The 16493-nt window shown below is 67.8% G+C and carries 14 protein-coding genes; 4 read left to right on the forward strand and 10 right to left on the reverse strand.

Annotated features, from left to right (window positions below; translation table 11 throughout):
* Positions 1 to 46: 46 nt before the first annotated feature.
* Positions 47 to 1084, forward strand: a complete 1038-nt coding sequence (gene hrcA / locus ACRYJK_RS05750) for a heat-inducible transcriptional repressor HrcA (protein ID WP_482666586.1) — start codon at positions 47 to 49, stop codon at positions 1082 to 1084.
* Positions 1081 to 1647 carry a nucleotide exchange factor GrpE gene (gene grpE / locus ACRYJK_RS05755; RefSeq protein ID WP_482666587.1) on the forward strand — a complete coding sequence of 189 codons (567 nt, stop codon included), beginning with the start codon at positions 1081 to 1083 and terminating at the stop codon, positions 1645 to 1647. The genes hrcA and grpE overlap by 4 nt, the downstream gene beginning before the upstream one ends.
* A gap of 207 nt (positions 1648 to 1854) precedes the next feature.
* On the opposite strand, the gene ACRYJK_RS05760 is transcribed toward grpE, so the two are convergent.
* From ACRYJK_RS05760 to dnaK, 4 genes are all read right to left on the reverse strand, one after another.
* Positions 1855 to 2292, reverse strand: coding sequence for a vgr related protein (locus ACRYJK_RS05760; RefSeq protein WP_482667407.1), 438 nt, complete (start codon positions 2290 to 2292; stop codon positions 1855 to 1857).
* Positions 2293 to 2350: 58 nt separating this feature from the next.
* Positions 2351 to 2863, reverse strand: coding sequence for a copper chaperone PCu(A)C (locus tag ACRYJK_RS05765; RefSeq protein ID WP_482666588.1), 513 nt, complete (start codon positions 2861 to 2863; stop codon positions 2351 to 2353).
* 61 nt (positions 2864 to 2924) lie between these two features.
* The gene (dnaJ, locus tag ACRYJK_RS05770) at positions 2925 to 4028 is read right to left on the reverse strand and encodes a molecular chaperone DnaJ (RefSeq protein ID WP_482666589.1); all 1104 of its coding nucleotides are present in this window, start codon (positions 4026 to 4028) and stop codon (positions 2925 to 2927) included.
* Positions 4029 to 4084: 56 nt separating this feature from the next.
* Positions 4085 to 6040, reverse strand: a complete 1956-nt coding sequence (dnaK, locus tag ACRYJK_RS05775; protein ID WP_482666590.1) for a molecular chaperone DnaK — start codon at positions 6038 to 6040, stop codon at positions 4085 to 4087.
* 202 nt (positions 6041 to 6242) lie between these two features.
* Between dnaK and ACRYJK_RS05780 the strand changes: the two genes are divergently transcribed.
* Positions 6243 to 7235, forward strand: coding sequence for an MBL fold metallo-hydrolase (locus ACRYJK_RS05780; protein ID WP_482666591.1), 993 nt, complete (start codon positions 6243 to 6245; stop codon positions 7233 to 7235).
* On the opposite strand, the gene ACRYJK_RS05785 is transcribed toward ACRYJK_RS05780, so the two are convergent.
* Entirely contained in the window at positions 7195 to 9504 is a 2310-nt protein-coding gene (locus ACRYJK_RS05785; protein WP_482666592.1) for a patatin-like protein, read from the reverse strand. The two genes, ACRYJK_RS05780 and ACRYJK_RS05785, sit on opposite strands and share 41 nt — an antisense overlap.
* Before the next feature lie 75 nt (positions 9505 to 9579).
* Between ACRYJK_RS05785 and ACRYJK_RS05790 the strand changes: the two genes are divergently transcribed.
* Positions 9580 to 11751, forward strand: a complete 2172-nt coding sequence (locus ACRYJK_RS05790) for a primosomal protein N' (protein WP_482666593.1) — start codon at positions 9580 to 9582, stop codon at positions 11749 to 11751.
* A gap of 15 nt (positions 11752 to 11766) precedes the next feature.
* On the opposite strand, the gene ACRYJK_RS05795 is transcribed toward ACRYJK_RS05790, so the two are convergent.
* From ACRYJK_RS05795 to ACRYJK_RS05815, 5 genes are all read right to left on the reverse strand, one after another.
* Positions 11767 to 12078: a hypothetical protein gene (locus ACRYJK_RS05795; RefSeq protein WP_482666594.1), complete on the reverse strand. Its 312-nt coding sequence runs from the start codon at positions 12076 to 12078 to the stop codon at positions 11767 to 11769.
* A 64-nt stretch (positions 12079 to 12142) separates the two neighbouring features.
* A complete protein-coding gene (locus ACRYJK_RS05800) occupies positions 12143 to 13030 on the reverse strand; it encodes a UTP--glucose-1-phosphate uridylyltransferase (RefSeq protein ID WP_482666595.1) in 888 nt (295 codons plus the stop codon).
* Entirely contained in the window at positions 13027 to 13575 is a 549-nt protein-coding gene (gene msrA, locus ACRYJK_RS05805) for a peptide-methionine (S)-S-oxide reductase MsrA (protein ID WP_482666596.1), read from the reverse strand. Before msrA ends, ACRYJK_RS05800 begins: the two co-directional genes overlap by 4 nt.
* Positions 13576 to 13591: 16 nt before the next feature.
* Positions 13592 to 14701, reverse strand: a complete 1110-nt coding sequence (locus ACRYJK_RS05810; RefSeq protein WP_482666597.1) for a M48 family metalloprotease — start codon at positions 14699 to 14701, stop codon at positions 13592 to 13594.
* Between the two features lie 4 nt (positions 14702 to 14705).
* Positions 14706 to 16418, reverse strand: a complete 1713-nt coding sequence (locus ACRYJK_RS05815; protein WP_482666598.1) for a long-chain-fatty-acid--CoA ligase — start codon at positions 16416 to 16418, stop codon at positions 14706 to 14708.
* Positions 16419 to 16493 lie beyond the last annotated feature (75 nt).

The raw sequence follows: 16493 nt of genomic DNA on the forward strand, positions 1-16493 counted from the left end.
GCCGGGCATAGGCGCGCTTCGTTTGCGGCGCTAGATAGGGTGAGCGATGAAGCCGAACATCACCGACCTCAGCGACCGCGCGCGCGACATTTTCTCCGCGGTCGTCGAAGCCTATCTCAGCGAAGGGCAGCCGGTGGGATCGCGCACCCTGTCGCGTCGCGCGAACCTCAACCTCTCGCCAGCCTCGATCCGCAATGTCATGCAGGATCTGGAGGAGGCGGGGCTGCTCGCCGCGCCGCACACCAGCGCCGGACGGATACCGACGGAGATCGGTTTGCGGCTGTTCGTCGACGGCATGATGCACGTTGCCGAGCCGTCCCTCGAGGATCGCGCGCAGATCGAACAGTCCGTCGCCGACGGGCCGGTCGAGAGTGCGCTTGCGAACGCCACGGCTGCCTTATCCGGCCTGTCCGCGTGCGCGGGGCTCGTGATGGTGCCGCGGGCCGAGCGCGTGTTGAAGGAAATCGCCTTCGCCCCGCTCGCCGACGGACGCGCGCTCGTCATCCTGGTCGGCGCCGACAATTCGGTGGAGAACCGCGTCATCGATCTGCCGCCCGGCACCGATCCGGCGACACTGATCACCGCCGGCAACCTGCTGACCCGGGCGGTCGGCGGGCAGACGTTGAGCGCCGCGCTGACGAACGCTCGCAACGCGCTCGCCCAGCAGCGCAGCGCCATCGACGCGGCGGCCGCCGACCTTGTCGCGCGGGGGCTGGCGGCGTGGGGCGAAGACGGCACCGCGCGGCCGGTGCTGATCGTGCGCGGTCAGGCGCGGTTGATCGACGAAAGCGCGGCGCGCGATCTCACCCGCGTGCAGACGCTGCTCGACGAACTCGAAACGCAGGGGCAGATCGCGCAGTTGCTCGCCTCCGCCGGTGAAGGGCAGGCGACGCGCATCTTTATCGGAGCCGAAACGCGGCTGTTCGCGTTGTCGGGTTCGAGCCTGGTCGCGGCGCCCTGGCATGGGCGCGACGGCCGGGTGGTGGGGGTGGTCGGCGTGATCGGCCCAACCCGCCTCAATTACGCGCGGATCGTCCCCATGGTGGACTTTACCGCCCAAACGCTGGCAAGGCTGACAGGATGAACGACACGACCAACCCCTCCCCCGCCGCCGATAACGAGGCGGCCGCCATTGCCGCCGAAGCCGCTGCGGAAGCGCAGGCATCGCCGGCCGCCACCGATGATGCATTCGCGGCGCTTGAGGCGCAGCTCGCCGAGGCGAAGCAGGACGCGCTCTACGCCCGCGCCGAAATTCAGAACGTGCGCCGCCGCGCGGAAAAGGAAGTGGCCGATGCGCACGCCTATGCGGCCACGCGGTTCGCTCGCGACATCCTGTCGGTTGCCGACAACCTCAGCCGCGCGCTTGATTCGCTCCCGCCCAGCGCGCGCGAGGACGATGCGTGGACGCCATTCATCACCGGCATCGAAGCGACCCAGCGCGAACTGCTGTCGGTGTTCGAGCGCAATGGCGTGAAGCGTATCGAAGCGATGGGCCAGCCGCTCGACCCCAACCTCCACCAGGCGATGATGGAAATCCCCCACGACGAAGCCACCCCCGGTACGATCGTGCAGGAGATTCAGGCCGGCTATCAGATCAAGGATCGGTTGTTGCGGCCGGCACTGGTTGGGGTCGCGAAGGGGGGTTGAGAGCGGAGCGTAGCACTTGCTCCGCTCGGTGAATTTGGCGGTGCAACATGATAAAATCATGTTGAGTAACGATGCGCCCCGAACGCCCGAATTCCGTACTTTGGCGAGTGTTCACGAATAGTCCCGCTATTTCGCCGTCAAAGTCGATGATGCGAAGCTTGCTGTGAACAATATCCGCGCGAGCTTTTCGTACATCGTCAGCCGATTTCAAAGCGTCGCAGATACAACTTCACCGCTGCCAAACGGCAGGACAGCCTCATAGGCGCTCAACCCCGGCTTCCCGGAGACCGCTATGCCCTGGCGGAGTAGGAAGGCGTGGCGGACGATTTCGGCTTGCTGTTCCAGACCATAGGCGTCGAACGGCTTCCCCCGCTCCAGCACATAGTCGTAGCGCACGAACGGGTGGCGCATCAGGGGCAAGTACCAGCGCCCCCGGGTTTGCGTCTGCCAGATGTGCGTCAGCTCGTGCAGCAGCAGCCCTTGTCGCCCAGTCGGCGCAGCGCAGAAATCTTCGCAGAAAAGGTCGCCGTGCGGGTGGAAATGGATACGCCCCATCGGCGCCATCACCACGTTGCGCGGCTGGAAAAACGCCCAGCGACGGTTAACCAGCTCGACCCCGTCGAGGTCGATGGCGTCGCCGAACATGCTGCGGGCGAGCCTAACCTCCTGCGCGGTCAGCCCGCGACGCTCGCTCACCAGCGGATCAGTGGCCGCTATGTTCGCCGCCACCCGAAGCCGACGCGCTCCCCATCGGTGTCGGCGTGGTCGGGCTGAAGGTGAACACCACCGGCAGATTGCCGCCGTCTTCGAAATGCAAAAGGATCGTCGCGCGGCCATTCGTGCGCGCGGCTTCGCTCGGGCCGTAGAGCATGAGGTGCTTGCCGCCCTGGCGGAATACGACTTCGCCATCGGCCGGGACCGAGACCCGTGCAAGCGGCACCATCTCCATGACGCCGTTATTCATGCGGCTTTCGTGCATTTCGACCCGATCGAAGTCGGGCGAACTCGCGCGCACGATAACCCGTGGGCTCGGCCCGGCGGCAAAGGTGAAGTAGGCGGCCGAGGGAGCGTCCGGGTTGGCGTTCGCGCGCAAGACCGCGCCCCGCACGCCATAGCCGCCGGCGAGCGCCGTATCCGCGCTTTCACCGCCTCGTTGGCACCCCGTCACCGCGGTCGCAGCCATGGCCAGCGAGGCGATCATCCACGTTGCACGCATCGAACTTCCCACCCTCTCACATGCTCGCCTCGGTCGCGCGTTTGCACGACCAATCTCCGGCTTAGCCGCCCCACATGCCCTTCACCTTGTCGAAGAAGCCTTCGGGCTCCTCGTCCTCGGTCTCACGCAATTGCTCGAGCAATTCGCGCTGACGGGCGCTCAACTTCGTGGGCGTCGTTACGGCGACCTCGACGATCAGGTCGCCACGGCCGCGGCCGTTCAGCACGGGCATCCCGCCACCGCGAATGCGAAGTTGTTTCCCGGACTGGATGCCTGCGGGCACGCGAACCTCATGCGCCTCCCCCCCTAGCCCGTCGAGCTGCAATGTTCCGCCAAGGGCCGCCGTCGCGAAGCCGACCGGCAGCCGCGCCATCAGCGTCGTGCCCTCCCGTGCGAAGGTCGGATGCGCCGCCACGTGCAGGAAGATGTAGAGGTCGCCGGGCGGAAGCCCGCGCGGACCCGCTTCGCCTTCCCCGGAGAGGCGGATGCGCGTGCCTTCGTCGACGCCGGGCGGGATGTTGACCGACAGCGTCTTGCGACGGTCGACGCGGCCTTCGCCATGGCAGCTGCCGCAGGGATCGGCGATCACCTCGCCCCGGCCACCGCAGCTCGGGCACATCCGCTCGACCATGAAAAAGCCCTGCTGCGCGCGCACCTTGCCATGGCCGGCGCAAATGCCGCAGCGCTTGAGCTGCGTGCCCGGCTTGGCGCCGCTGCCGGAGCATGTGGCGCAGGCGACCGCGACTTCGACGTCGACCTCCGCCTGCTTGCCGGCAAACGCCTCCTCGAGGCTGATCTGCATGTCGTAGCGGAGGTCGGCGCCGCGCGCCGGCCCCCTCCGCGGCCCCGCGCCACCGCCGAACGCGCCGCCGAAGATGGATTCAAAGATGTCGCCGATGTCGCCGAACTCGGCCCCGCCCGCGCCCATGCCTCCATTCTGGAACGCCGCTTTGCCGAAGCGATCATATGCCGCGCGCTTCTGCGGGTCCTTCAGGCAGTCATAGGCTTCGTTGACCGCCTTGAAGCGCGCCTCGCTCTCCGCGCAACCCGGGTTGCGGTCGGGGTGAAAGCGCATCGCCTGACGGCGATAGGCGGATTTGAGCGTGCCGTCGTCACAGGTCTTCTCGACCTCCAGCAGCTCGTAATAGTCGATGTCGAGGCTCATTTCGGCGCGTCGTCAAAGGAACGGGGGCGACAGATCTCTCCGCCGCCCCGCGTTCGTCAGCCCTTGTTCGCGTCGGAGTTGGTGTCGTCGACCTCGGAGAACTCCGCGTCGACCACATCGTCCTGCGACGCAGTGCCGGTGGCTGCAGCATCCGCCGCCTCGCCGCCCGCGGCACCAGCGGCCGCGCCGCTCGCCTGCTCGCGCTCATAGATCGCCTGGCCGAGCTTCATCGCCGACTGCGAGAGGTTGGTCGACGCATCGCGCATCGCCGCCGCATCGCCGCCTTCGATCGCGGTCTTGGTGCTGGCGATGGCCGCCTCGATCTCGCTCTTGAGCGCCGCATCGACCTTGTCGCCATGCTCGGCGAGCTGACGTTCGGTGGTGTGGACAAGGCTCTCGGCGTTGTTCTTGGCTTCCGCCGCCTCGCGCCGCTGCTTGTCCTCATCGGCAAAGCGTTCGGCGTCCTTGACCATCTGGTCGATGTCGGCGTCGCTGAGCCCACCCGAGGCCTGAATGCGGATCTGCTGCTCCTTGCCGGTGCCCTTGTCCTTGGCGCTGACGTTGACGATGCCGTTGGCGTCGATGTCGAAGGTGACCTCGATCTGCGGCACGCCGCGCGGCGCGGGGGGGATGCCGACGAGGTCGAACTGGCCGAGCAGCTTGTTGTCCGCCGCCATCTCGCGCTCGCCTTGGAACACGCGGATGGTCACCGCCTGCTGATTGTCGTCAGCGGTCGAGTAAGTTTGCGACTTCTTGGTGGGAATGGTCGTGTTGCGGTCGATCATGCGCGTGAACACGCCGCCGAGCGTCTCGATACCGAGCGACAGCGGCGTCACGTCGAGCAGCAGCACGTCCTTGACGTCGCCCTGCAGCACGCCCGCCTGGATGGCGGCACCGATCGCGACCACTTCGTCAGGGTTGACGCCGGTGTGCGGCTCCTTGCCGAAGAAGTTCTTCACCACTTCGCGGACCTTGGGCATGCGCGTCATGCCGCCGACGAGCACGACCTCGTCAATCTCCTCATTCTTGAGGCCCGCGTCGGCCATCGCCTTCTTGCAGGGCTCGAGCGTGCGCTGGATGAGGTCATCGACCAGCCGCTCGAGATCGGCGCGGGTCACCGTTTCGACGAGGTGCAGCGGGGTGGTGGCGCCACCCTCCATGCGCGCGGTGATGAAGGGGAGGTTGACCTCGGTCGTCTGCGCTGACGAAAGCTCGATCTTCGCCTTTTCGGCCGCTTCCTTCAGCCGCTGCAGCGCGAGCTTGTCGGTGCGGAGGTCGATGTTTTCCTTCGCCTTGAACTTGTCGGCGAGGTAGCCGACCAGCTTGGCGTCGAAATCCTCACCGCCGAGGAAGGTGTCGCCGTTGGTCGACTTCACCTCGAACACGCCGTCGCCCACCTCGAGGATCGAGATGTCGAAGGTGCCGCCGCCGAGGTCATAGACCGCGATCGTCTTGTTTTCCTGCTTGTCGAGGCCATAGGCGAGCGCCGCCGCCGTCGGTTCGTTGATGATGCGCAGCACTTCGAGGCCCGCGATCTGGCCGGCGTCCTTGGTCGCCTGGCGCTGGGCGTCGTTGAAGTAGGCCGGGACGGTAATGACCGCCTGCGTCACCTTTTCGCCGAGATACGCTTCGGCAGTTTCCTTCATCTTCTGCAGCGTGAAGGCCGAGATCTGCGACGGCGAGTAATCGGTGCCGCCCGCATTGACCCAGGCATCGCCGTTCTTGCCGCGGCTGATGGTGTAGGGGACGAGGCCCATGTCCTTCTGGGTCATGGGGTCGTCGAAGCGGCGGCCGATCAGGCGCTTCACCGCGAAGATGGTGTTGTCGGGATTGGTCACCGCCTGGCGCTTGGCCGGCTGACCGATCAGGCGTTCGCCGTCCTTGGTGAAGGCGACGACGCTCGGCGTCGTTCGCGCGCCTTCGGCATTTTCGATGACCTTGGGGCTGCCGCCCTCCATCACCGCGACGCAGCTGTTGGTGGTGCCGAGATCGATGCCGATGACTTTCGCCATGAACGTGTAACCCTCTCAGAAATCTAAGGACAGAATGCGGGAGGGTGCGGCGTAGCCCTGGCCTTGAAAGACCGATTGCCAGACGCCACCCCCCGGTGCTGAGCGCGATATAGGTCGTGCTTTTTGAGCGACAAGACGACGCCGCCCCGCGGTGCGAGGTTGGCGCTGGTATCCGAGCGCGGCGCGGCCTAGCCTGCGCGCCATGAAGCGCTTTGTCTGGCTGTCGATCGCCCTCCCCGCTGCCGCGTTCGCGCAAGGCTCGCCGCCATCGCCCGCCCAGACGCCGCCCACTGCCGCCGCGGCGCCGTCGCCGACTCCGGCGAGCACCGACCGCTTTGCGAATGTTCGTGTCGAACCGCGACTGCTGGCGCCCGGCGTTGCCATGCTGACCGGCGCGGGTGGCAATATGGCGGTCGCATTTGGCGACGGGCCAACGCTGCTCGTCGATTCACAGTTCGCAGAGCTCGCCCCGCGCATCGAAGCGGCGATCTCGACATTGACGCCCCGCGCGGTCGGGACGCTGCTCAATACCCACTGGCACGCCGATCACACGGGCGGCAACGCCGCGTTCGCGCGGACGGGCGCGACCATCGTCGCCCATGCCAACGCCCGGCAGCGCCTTGCCGCTGGGCAAATGCTGCGCGGGCGCGCAGTGCAACCCGCGACCCCGAGCACGCTGCCGAGCGTCACCTTTGCCGACGTGGGCGGCACCCTTCACACCGGGGGCGGTGCGGTGCGGGCGCGATATTTCCCCGCGGCGCATACCGACGGCGATCTCGTCCTCTTTTTCGAGCGGGCCAATGTCATCCACATGGGCGACATATTTTTCAACGGCGGCACCTTCCCCTTCATCGACCGTGAATCCGGCGGCAGCGCATCGGGCATGCTCGCGGCCGTGGAAGCCGTGCTCGCCCGCAGCGACGATGCGACGCAGATCATTCCCGGACATGGCCCGCTCGCGCGCCGGTCCGACCTCATCGCCTATCGCGACATGCTTAAATCAGTGATGAGCCGGGTCAGCGCCGAACGCGCGCGAGGGCGTAGCTTGGCGCAGGTGATCGCGACGAGGCCGGCGGCGCAATGGGATCGCTTCACCGACCCGTTCATCACCGCCGACGCGTTCGTCACGGCGGTGTGGGAGGACAGCGCGATCCCTAGGCCGAACCCTCGACCTCGCCCGCCAGCTCGTCGATAAGTTCGCGCACTTCGGTCAAGCGCTCCCGCTCCTCATCGAGGATGGCGGCAAAGGCTTGTGCCTGAAACGCGGCGATCTCCGTTTCGTGGAGCCCGGCCGGAACCGAACTCGATACGATCGCGATCAGCCGCTCCGCCGCATGGAGGCGGCCCCAGAGATAGTCGTTCTCTCGGAAAGAACGGCTGAAAAAGGCGCCGAAGCTGTTGAACTGGATGCCCTTCAGCGTGGCCTCCACCCCGCCCACCCGCAGCGCGACCGCATCATCGGGAGAGATGCGATCGACCTTGATCGGGTCGAACTCGCCATCGCCCTGTCCCTGGAGCAGCGGCAGCGTCGCCGCATCGTAAAAGGCAAAGCCGAGATAGGCGTAGAGCAGCGCCCGCCGCGCCGCCTTGTCGACATCGCCCAGCGCCCGCGCGATCGCGCTGTCGACCGCTGCGTCGAGCGATGCAAGGTCACGCAGCCCAGCGATCCGAGCGATGAGGTCGCGTGCATCCTGGGCGTCTGCCTCGCCCACCGCCAACCCGGCATACCAGTCGGTCGCCAACCGCTCTTCATAATTGCCGCGCGCCTGGTGGATGGTGTCGCGCACCATATCCTCCTGCGCCATCAGCGCGTCGTGATCGTCGCGGTTGGCGGCCAATTCGTCGAGCCGGCGTGCCAGCTCCGACAGACGGCGAATACGGAAGGAAATGTCGTGTGCGCGGAGGAAATCGCCCACTGCCGGCGCCTCACGCCCGCGGCTTTCGAGCCGGTCGGCGCCGATCGTGGACACCGCCTGCGTCATGCGGGCGGTCCATAACGTCAGGTTACGGCCCGCCGGATCATAGGCCGTGGCGATGCGCGCAAGCTCGTTGATCGCGCCCGCCAGCTTGAGGTGGCCGTAGCCGAGGAAGCCGTAGCCCGCTTCGTCCCGCGCCCGCTGCTGCACTGACCGTCGCCAGCTCGCGAGCCTGGCCGGGGTGGGGCGGTCGAGAAAAAAGGTGAGACCGAGCGCGGATTCGACCCGTTCTTCGACCTCCGGCCGCATCGCCGCGACGATCCGGCGCATGGTGGCGATCCGCTCGCTCATCAGCGACAGCGCCTCGACATTGTCGCGGATCGGCTGCGAGCGCGGCAGGTCGGACAGCGCCTTGAGAATGGTCTGGACGAACCCGGGCAGCGGAGCGTCCTCACCGTCCCCGTCCGCTCCGGACGCGCCGAACCCGATCGACGGGCGGCCAGGCTTGGGATCGATATAGACGACGCGCCGGTCCACCTCGCGCCGCGCCTTGCGTTCGCGCAGGGCAGCGATCGCCGGTTTGAACGGCGCGTTCGCGAGCACGGACCCGTCGATCAGCACCCGGCGCTCCGCATATTCGGCGTCTTCGCCGAACAGTCGGGAGAGGAACGCGCCCCGCTGTAGCCACGCGCGGTCGCGCGTGGTCAGCACGCGGTCCAGCTCGTCAACGCGAAAGGGGGGGAAGGCCCCCGGAAAGCTCGCCGACGCGCGCGCGGCAAAGGTGAGCGCGATCGGATCGAGCGACGCATGGCTGCCCCCCGCGTGCCGAAAGGCGATCGTCACGCGATGTTCGCTCTCCCGCACAATCGGCGGGCTATTGAGCCGCATCACCCGATCTTCGCCGGCATAGTCCGTTGCGGTAAGCGCCAGGTCGAGCGGCAGGCCGCCGGGCACCAGCACCGGCCCCTTCGGTCCCTCCGCCATCGCGTCGAATGCATCGAGCAGCATCGCGCACAAGGTTTCGCCACCGAAGGGCGGCTCGAACCATCGCGCGCGGACGAACTGCGAGACTTTCGCGCTGACCTCGTCGCGAGCGCCGCGTTCCACCGTGGCATTGATCTCGCCGCCCGCGCGCGCCGCCCACCACGCGATCGGCTGCGCCCAGATTTTGCTGAAACGCGAGACGGGCCGCGCGTCGGGATCGAGCAATTCGCTGACATCCGCCCGTGTCAGCCACAGGTCGGTGAGCGGCTCGAGGCTCTCCCCACATGCAAGCGCGCGGGCGAGGAACGCGGCGTTGATGCCGCCAGCACTCGCCCCGGTGAGGATGTCGGTCACCACCCGCAGTCGCACCGAACCGGCATTCGCGAGACGGTCAAGCAGCGCACGATAGACGTCGGCGACGCCCCCCGCCGGCTCCGCGCGATCAAGCGCCATGCGGCTCGCGCGGGTGAGGTGCCAGACCTCCTTGGTGACGCCGTGCATATACACTGCGAGGCTGATCCCGCCGTAGCAGACGAGCGCCAGCCGCAGTTCCTTTTCGCGCATGACAGGGGCCTAGCACCCCCGCCGCCGCACGCCACCCCCTCGCTTCATCGGCATGCACGCGGTAGGGCGAGAGCCATGACCCGCCTCCGCATCGTGCTCGCCACCGGGGCGCTGGGTCCGCTCGACTACCGCGCGCCCCATGGGCTGCAGGTGCCGCCGGGCAGCTTCGTCGAAGCGCCACTCGGACCCCGGCGGATGCTTGGCGTGGTGTGGGGCGATGACGCTTCCGACGCGCTCGCCGCGGATCCGGTGGGCGACAATCGCCTGCGCGAGATCCTCGGCGTGCTCGACGTGCCGCCGCTGCCCGCCGAGCTGATGCAGACGATCGCTTGGACGGCGGATTATTACCTCGCTCCGGTCGGCGCCGTGCTGCGCATGACGATCCCCTCCGCGGCATTCGACGCCGGCGGACGCCCGCAGCCGATCTACGCCCTCTCCGGCAAGGCGCCGGGGCGGATGACGCCGCAGCGTGAGGCGGCGATGACGGCGATTGGCGCCACCCACGGCACGATCGGCGACCTGCGCGATCTGACGGGCCAGAGCGACAGCGTGCTGAGGGGTCTGATCCGCGACGGCGTGCTCGCGCAAATCGCGCTGACCAGCGATGCCCCGCCCCCGCGGCCGGACCCCGACCACGCTGCGCCTGCGCTCAACGAAGCGCAGTCCGACGCGGCATCGCGCCTGCGCGGAGCGATCGGCGGCGGTTTCCAGCCGTTCCTCCTCGACGGCGTGACCGGTTCGGGCAAGACCGAGGTGTATTTCGAAGCGGTCGCCGAGGCGCTGCGCGCGGGCGGGCAGGTGCTCGTCCTCCTCCCCGAAATCGCACTGACCGAACCCATGCTCAAGCGGTTCGAGGCACGTTTCGGCTGCGCGCCGGTCGCATGGCATTCCGGCCTGCGCCAGTCGGAGCGGCGGCGCGCCTATCGCGCCATCGCCGACGGCAGTGCCGGGGTCACCATTGGGGCTCGCTCTGCGCTGTTCCTCCCCTATCGCAACCTGTCGCTCATCGTCGTCGATGAGGCGCACGAAGCGAGCTTCAAGCAGGAGGACGGCGTCCACTATCACGCGCGCGATGTCGCGGTGATGCGCGCGAAGTTCGCGCAGGCGCCGATCATCCTCGCCAGCGCCACGCCCGCGATCGAAAGCCGGGTTCAGGTCGCGTCCGGCCGATATGAAGAGATCCGCCTGCCCGCCCGCTTCGGCAGCGCGGTCATGCCGTCGATTGCCGACATCGACCTGCGCGAGACCCCGCCCGAGCGCGGCGCCTGGCTCGCCCCGCCGCTGGTCGAAGCGATCGCCGCACGTCAGGAGCGCGGCGAGCAAAGCCTGCTCTTCCTCAACCGCCGGGGTTATGCGCCGCTGACGCTGTGCCGGACCTGCGGCCATCGCTTTCAGTGCCCCAACTGCACCGCCTGGATGGTGGAGCATCGCCTGTCGCGACGGCTCGCCTGCCACCACTGTGGCCATGTCATGCCGCCGCCGCGGGTCTGCCCGGAGTGCAACGACGAGGACAGCCTCGTCGCCTGCGGACCCGGTGTCGAACGCATCGCGGACGAGGTGAAGCTGCGCTGGCCCGAAGCGCGCACCGCCATCGTCACGTCCGACACGCTCTGGTCGCCGGAACGCGCGGCGGAATTCGTGAACGCGATGGACGCCGGCATGATCGATATCGTCGTCGGCACGCAGCTGGTAACCAAGGGCTATCACTTCCCCAACCTGACCCTCGTCGGCGTGGTCGATGCGGACATCGGGCTGTCGGGAGGCGACCTGCGCGCGTCGGAGCGAAGCTTTCAGCAGATCGCTCAGGTCGCCGGACGCGCCGGGCGCGGCGACAAGCCGGGCGAGGTGCTTGTGCAAACCCGGGCGCCGGAAGCGCCGGTGATCGCCGCGCTGATCGCAGGCGATGCGGAAGCCTTTTACGCGGCGGAAACCGACGCGCGCGCCGAAGCGGGGATGCCGCCGTTCGGTCGGCTCGCTGCGATCATTGTATCGAGCGAAGACGCCACCGCCGCCGAAGCGACCGCCGCCGCGCTCGGCAAAGCACGTCCGCAGGCGGACGGCGTCGACATCTATGGCCCCGCCCCCGCCCCGCTCGCGATGCTGCGCGGCCGCCACCGGCACCGGCTGCTCGTGCACGCGACGCGCGCCTTTCCATTGCAGCGGCTGTTGCGTGACTGGTTGGGCAGCCTCGCCTGGCCAAGCCGGGTGCGGGTCGCGGTCGACGTCGATCCCTACAGCTTCGTCTGAGGTCGGCGGCGGACGTTAGCGAACAGGAGTGTCGCGCAGTTCCGCGATCTCGGCCGCAAGCCGTTCGGCGCGCACGCACGCCTCAGTATCGCCACGCTGGCAGCGGTCCGCCTGTCGCGCCCGATCGCGCTCGAGCCGACCGATTCGCGCCTCACGTTCGCGCAAGCGCCGGCCGAGATTGCGATCCGCCTCCGACTGGCTGGTGGTCGTCCAGTCGACGACCTGCCCCACCGCGCGCACCGGCGCTGTGATGATGTTGGCCGCGGTCGAAAGGCAGCCGCCTAGCAACAGGGCTGCGGGCGCAAGAAAAATCAGCGAAACGCGCATGGCAGCACCCTCAACAGCTCAGCCTGACCGCCAAGTGAACGCCGCCGATCGTTGCGGCGAGATGTCATCGCTCCGCGAGCAGGCGAGACAAGGACTGGCGCAGCCCCGGTCCGATCGCTTCGCGTGACAGGCCGACCGCGACATTGGCTTCGACATAGCCCTGATGCGAGCCGCAATCGAACCGTTGCCCGGCAAAGGTAACGGCGTGGAATGGCTCGCGCCCGATCACCGCCGCCATCGCGTCGGTCAGCTGGATCTCGCCTCCCGCTCCGCGCGGGACATCAGGGAGCGCGCGCATGACGCCGGGTGAGAGGATGTAGCGGCCCGACACGATCAGGTTCGACGGCGCCGCTTCGACGTCCGGCTTTTCGACGAGCCCGCGCACCTCGGTCAGTGCGCCCCTGGCTTGCCCGGGATCGATCACGCCGTAGCTCGACACCGCCTCCCGCGGCACTTCGAGCACCGAAATGAGGTTTCCCCCGACCTCCGCATGAGCGTCGGCCATCTGCTTGAGGCAGCCGGGGGTTCCCAACATGAATTCGTCGGGCAACAGCACCGCGAAGGGCTCGTCGCCGACGATCTCCGCCGCGCAGCCAACCGCATGGCCCAGCCCCAGCGGTTCCTGCTGGCGAATGAACACCGCCGCACCCGGCGGCAGTCGAGATCCATCGAGCACATCGAGCGACTTGCCGCGCGCGGCCATCGTCGCTTCAAGCTCGTAGGCGATGTCGAAATGATCCTCGATCGCGCCCTTGCCGCGGCCGGTGACAAAGATCAGCTGTTCGATCCCCGCCTCAATCGCCTCATCGACAGCATATTGGATGAGCGGCCTGTCGACGATCGGCAGCATCTCCTTGGGCACGACCTTCGTGGCGGGCAGGAACCGCGTGCCGAGACCGGCGACGGGAAAGACCGCCTTGCGCACCCGGCGCCGCGAGGACGCGTCGCTCACGATTGCGGAGCCAGCTTGTCGGCGTGGGTCTTGGTCAGCTTGGCGAGCTTGGGCGGAATGACCGCGAGACAATAGCCGTTGCGCTGTCCTTCGCCCGACCAATAGTCCTGATGATACCCCTCCGCCGGCCACCAATCGCCCTGTTCGATGGTGGTGACGATCGGCTGCGCGTGGTCGGCCTGCGCCCGCGCGATCGCGGCACGGGCCTCCGCCTCCTGTCCGGCCGACTGCGGGAAGATCGCGGTCCGGTACTGCGTGCCGACATCGTTGCCCTGCCGGTTGAGCTGGGTCGGGTCGTGCGTCGCAAAATGCACGTCAAGGAGGTCGCCGTAGCCGATCTCCGCCGGGTCATATTCGACCCGGATCGCCTCGGCGTGCCCGGTAGAGCCGCTGCAGACCGCCTTGTAGGTCGGGTTGGCAACCGAACCGCCGATGTACCCGCTCTCAACCGCCTTCACGCCGCGCAGCCGCTTGAAGACAGCCTCCGTGCACCAGAAACACCCACCGGCGAAAATCGCGACTTCGCCGCCTGCGTCTTTACTCATTTAAATGATCCCGGGGTCAGTTGCCGTTGGTTGGGGATGTGGGGGCGTCCGACGCGCCCGGCAACGGCTGCGGCCTGGTATCGTCGCTCGCGCCGGAGCGCCGTCCGAGCAGCGCCGGCCGCGCCCGCGGATCGCTGGCGAGCGTCGCGCGCATCGCGTGCTGCTCGGCCTCCACCGCGATGACGCGTTCGCGCCACGGCGAATGGGTGCGGCCGAACGGATGCGGACTGTCGTTGTTGGGACCGAACCGCTCCCAGAACGCAATCGGTGCCCGGGGGTCGTAACCGGCCAGCTGCAGGAGCCAGACTGACAGCCGATCCGCCTCCTCCTCCATCGCGCGCGACAGCCTCGTGTAGCGCCGGAGGTAGCGGCGATAGTCGCGCGGCGTGCCCGACTGCTCGGTGCGTTCGCGGTGACGCAGGATGTTGTGCGCAAGTTCATGCGCGATCACCGCGGCGAGTTGATCGTCGCTGGCTTCGGTAAACTGGCTCATGCCCGCGGTCACCTGAACGATCTCGCCATCGGCATAGGCCTGCGGGTCGTCCTCGGTCACCACTTCGAAGCGGGTTTTGCACCCCGGCGTACCGACCAGCCGCACCGTACGCCGCGTTGCGTCCGGCTGCACGAGTTCGACCTCGACCGAGCCGGTCGCAAGCGCGCCATCGATGACGCGTTCCGAATTGGCGAGCGCGAGGCGTTGCTCGCCGTCCGCCGACAATGTCAGGGGCGCCATCCCGGCGATGGCGGCAATGCCCGTTCCGGGGCGGATTTCCGCCCTCGACGCAGGGCTTCCGGGCGCGACTGCGGCGACGAACAGCGACGCGCCGGGCGGGATGCCCCACGCGCTGCGGACGTTCTGGCGGATGCCTTTGCCGTACTGACCTAGCTCGCCGAGCGTCCAGCCCAGCGTGGGCGCGGCGTCGCACCAACCTGCGGCAGCAGCGGCCCCCGACAGGCGATGGCCGATGCGGATGACCCGCTCCTCCATCTTGCCCAGCTTCGCCAGCCGCTCGTCGATCGAAGGCCGCTCCGACCGGCGCGACTGCGCATCGGCCGCCTGCGGCACGAACGCCAACGCCAGCGCGAGCGTCGCGACCCAGCCTGTGCCCCGCACCCGAGCGCGCATCCCGTCAGCCCCCTTGCGCCACTTCAGCACGCAGCGCCTTGCGGTCGAGCTTGCCGATCATCGTCTTGGGCAATTCGCTACGGACGACCACGCGGTCGACCCGCTCATGCTTGCCAAGCTGCCCATTGAGCCAATCGCGCAACGCGTCCTCGCCGCAGCCGGTCGCGTCATCCTCGAGCGTTACGTAGGCGCGGGGGACTTCACCGCGATAGGGGTCGGGCACCCCCAGCACCAACGCCTCCTTGATGCCGGCGTGCTTGCGCATCGCCGCTTCGATCGTGCTCGGATAAACCTTGAATCCGCCGACCGCGATCATGTCTTTCAGGCGATCGACGATCCGGATGTAGCCGTCACTGTCGATCGTGGCGACGTCTCCCGTGCGTAGCCACCCGTCGGACGTGAAGCTGTCGGCGTCGGCCTCGGGCCGGTTCCAGTAGCCCTGCATGATCTGTGGCCCCTTCACGAGCAACTCGCCCGGTTCGCCGTCGGCGGCGGGGCGCTGGCTGTCGTCACGATCGGCGAGACGCACGCGCGTGCCGGGAAGTGGCTGGCCGATCGTCCCCGGCTTCCCCCCGCTGACATAGGGGTTGACCGACACGACCCCGCTGCTTTCGGTGAGGCCATAGCCTTCGACCACGCTCGACTGCGTCGCCGCCTCGAACCGCGCCTTGAGTTCGGGCGGCATCGGCGCACCCCCCGAAATGCACACGCGCAGGCTCGAAAAATCGGTCTTGCCGATGTCGGGGTGGTCGAGCAGCGCCTGAAACATGGTCGGAACGCCCGGCAGCGCGGTCGCACGGGTGCGTTTGATCGCCGCCAGCGTCGCACCGGCATCGAAGCGGGGCAGCATCACGATCCGCCCGCCGTTCATCACCGTCCGGTTGAGCACACAGGTGTTCGCGAACACATGGAAGAATGGCAGCACGCCGACGATACGATCATCCATCGCGCGATCGTGGTCGATCGCGACGACCTGTGCCGCATTGGTGCTGAGGTTCGCGTGGCTTAGCCGCGCGCCCTTTGGCGTGCCGGTGGTGCCGCCGGTGTACTGGATCAAGGCGACATCGTCGGGCGAGACGTCGGCGCGCGTCGGGCGACCGTCATTGTCGATCAGCGCGGAGAAGCGGCAGATGCGCGGATCGTCGGGGACCGAGATCACCTCGCGCGACTTAAAATAGTGGAACAGCGCCCGCTTCACGCCGCCGAGGCCGCCGGCGACCGACCCGACCACCAGACGCTCGAGCGAACTCGCCTCCAGCACCTTGAGCGCATTGGGCAGCAGCGCCTTTGCCGACAGGGTGAACAGGATGCGCGTCCCCGAATCCTCGACCTGGTGCGCAAGTTCCTCAACGGTGTAGAGCGGGGAGAAATTGACCACGGTCGCCCCAGCGCTCAGAGCGCCGTAATAGGCCGCGACATAATGCGGCACGTTGGGGAGGTAGAGGCCCACCCGGTCGCCCTTCCCCACGCCCAGATCCTGCAATCCGCGCGCGACGCGGCGCACGCTCTCCAGCACCTCGGCGTAACGATAGTTGCGCCCATAAAAATCGATCATCGCGCGGGAGGCATGCCGCGCCGCCGACCGCTCGAACATAGCGACCAACGTGGTCGGCTGGAACTGTTCGTCCCACGCGACCGGATGGTCGAACCGCGCGGCATAGTCGAAATCATGCCAGCGACGTGCGCTTTCGGCTGCAGGTTCGGCGCTTTCGATCATCTCTCTCGCTTTGCGTCTTGAGCCGCTGTTGCGGCTTGCCACTGAGATAGCGGGGCGGCGCGGCGTGACAAGCCG

The organism is Sphingomonas sp. BLHR8 (assembly GCF_056821725.1).

Bases quoted from the DNA above. Each gene is read 5' to 3' on its own strand.
- hrcA (WP_482666586.1), top strand. From the start codon at position 47: ATGAAGCCGAACATCACCGACCTCAGCGACCGCGCGCGCGACATTTTC.
- grpE (WP_482666587.1), top strand. From the start codon at position 1,081: ATGAACGACACGACCAACCCCTCCCCCGCCGCCGATAACGAGGCGGCC.
- ACRYJK_RS05760 (WP_482667407.1), bottom strand. From the start codon at position 2,292: ATGTTCGGCGACGCCATCGACCTCGACGGGGTCGAGCTGGTTAACCGT.
- ACRYJK_RS05765 (WP_482666588.1), bottom strand. From the start codon at position 2,863: ATGCGTGCAACGTGGATGATCGCCTCGCTGGCCATGGCTGCGACCGCG.
- dnaJ (WP_482666589.1), bottom strand. From the start codon at position 4,028: ATGAGCCTCGACATCGACTATTACGAGCTGCTGGAGGTCGAGAAGACC.
- dnaK (WP_482666590.1), bottom strand. From the start codon at position 6,040: ATGGCGAAAGTCATCGGCATCGATCTCGGCACCACCAACAGCTGCGTC.
- ACRYJK_RS05780 (WP_482666591.1), top strand. From the start codon at position 6,243: ATGAAGCGCTTTGTCTGGCTGTCGATCGCCCTCCCCGCTGCCGCGTTC.
- ACRYJK_RS05785 (WP_482666592.1), bottom strand. From the start codon at position 9,504: ATGCGCGAAAAGGAACTGCGGCTGGCGCTCGTCTGCTACGGCGGGATC.
- ACRYJK_RS05790 (WP_482666593.1), top strand. From the start codon at position 9,580: ATGACCCGCCTCCGCATCGTGCTCGCCACCGGGGCGCTGGGTCCGCTC.
- ACRYJK_RS05795 (WP_482666594.1), bottom strand. From the start codon at position 12,078: ATGCGCGTTTCGCTGATTTTTCTTGCGCCCGCAGCCCTGTTGCTAGGC.
- msrA (WP_482666596.1), bottom strand. From the start codon at position 13,575: ATGAGTAAAGACGCAGGCGGCGAAGTCGCGATTTTCGCCGGTGGGTGT.
- ACRYJK_RS05810 (WP_482666597.1), bottom strand. From the start codon at position 14,701: ATGCGCGCTCGGGTGCGGGGCACAGGCTGGGTCGCGACGCTCGCGCTG.
- ACRYJK_RS05815 (WP_482666598.1), bottom strand. From the start codon at position 16,418: ATGATCGAAAGCGCCGAACCTGCAGCCGAAAGCGCACGTCGCTGGCAT.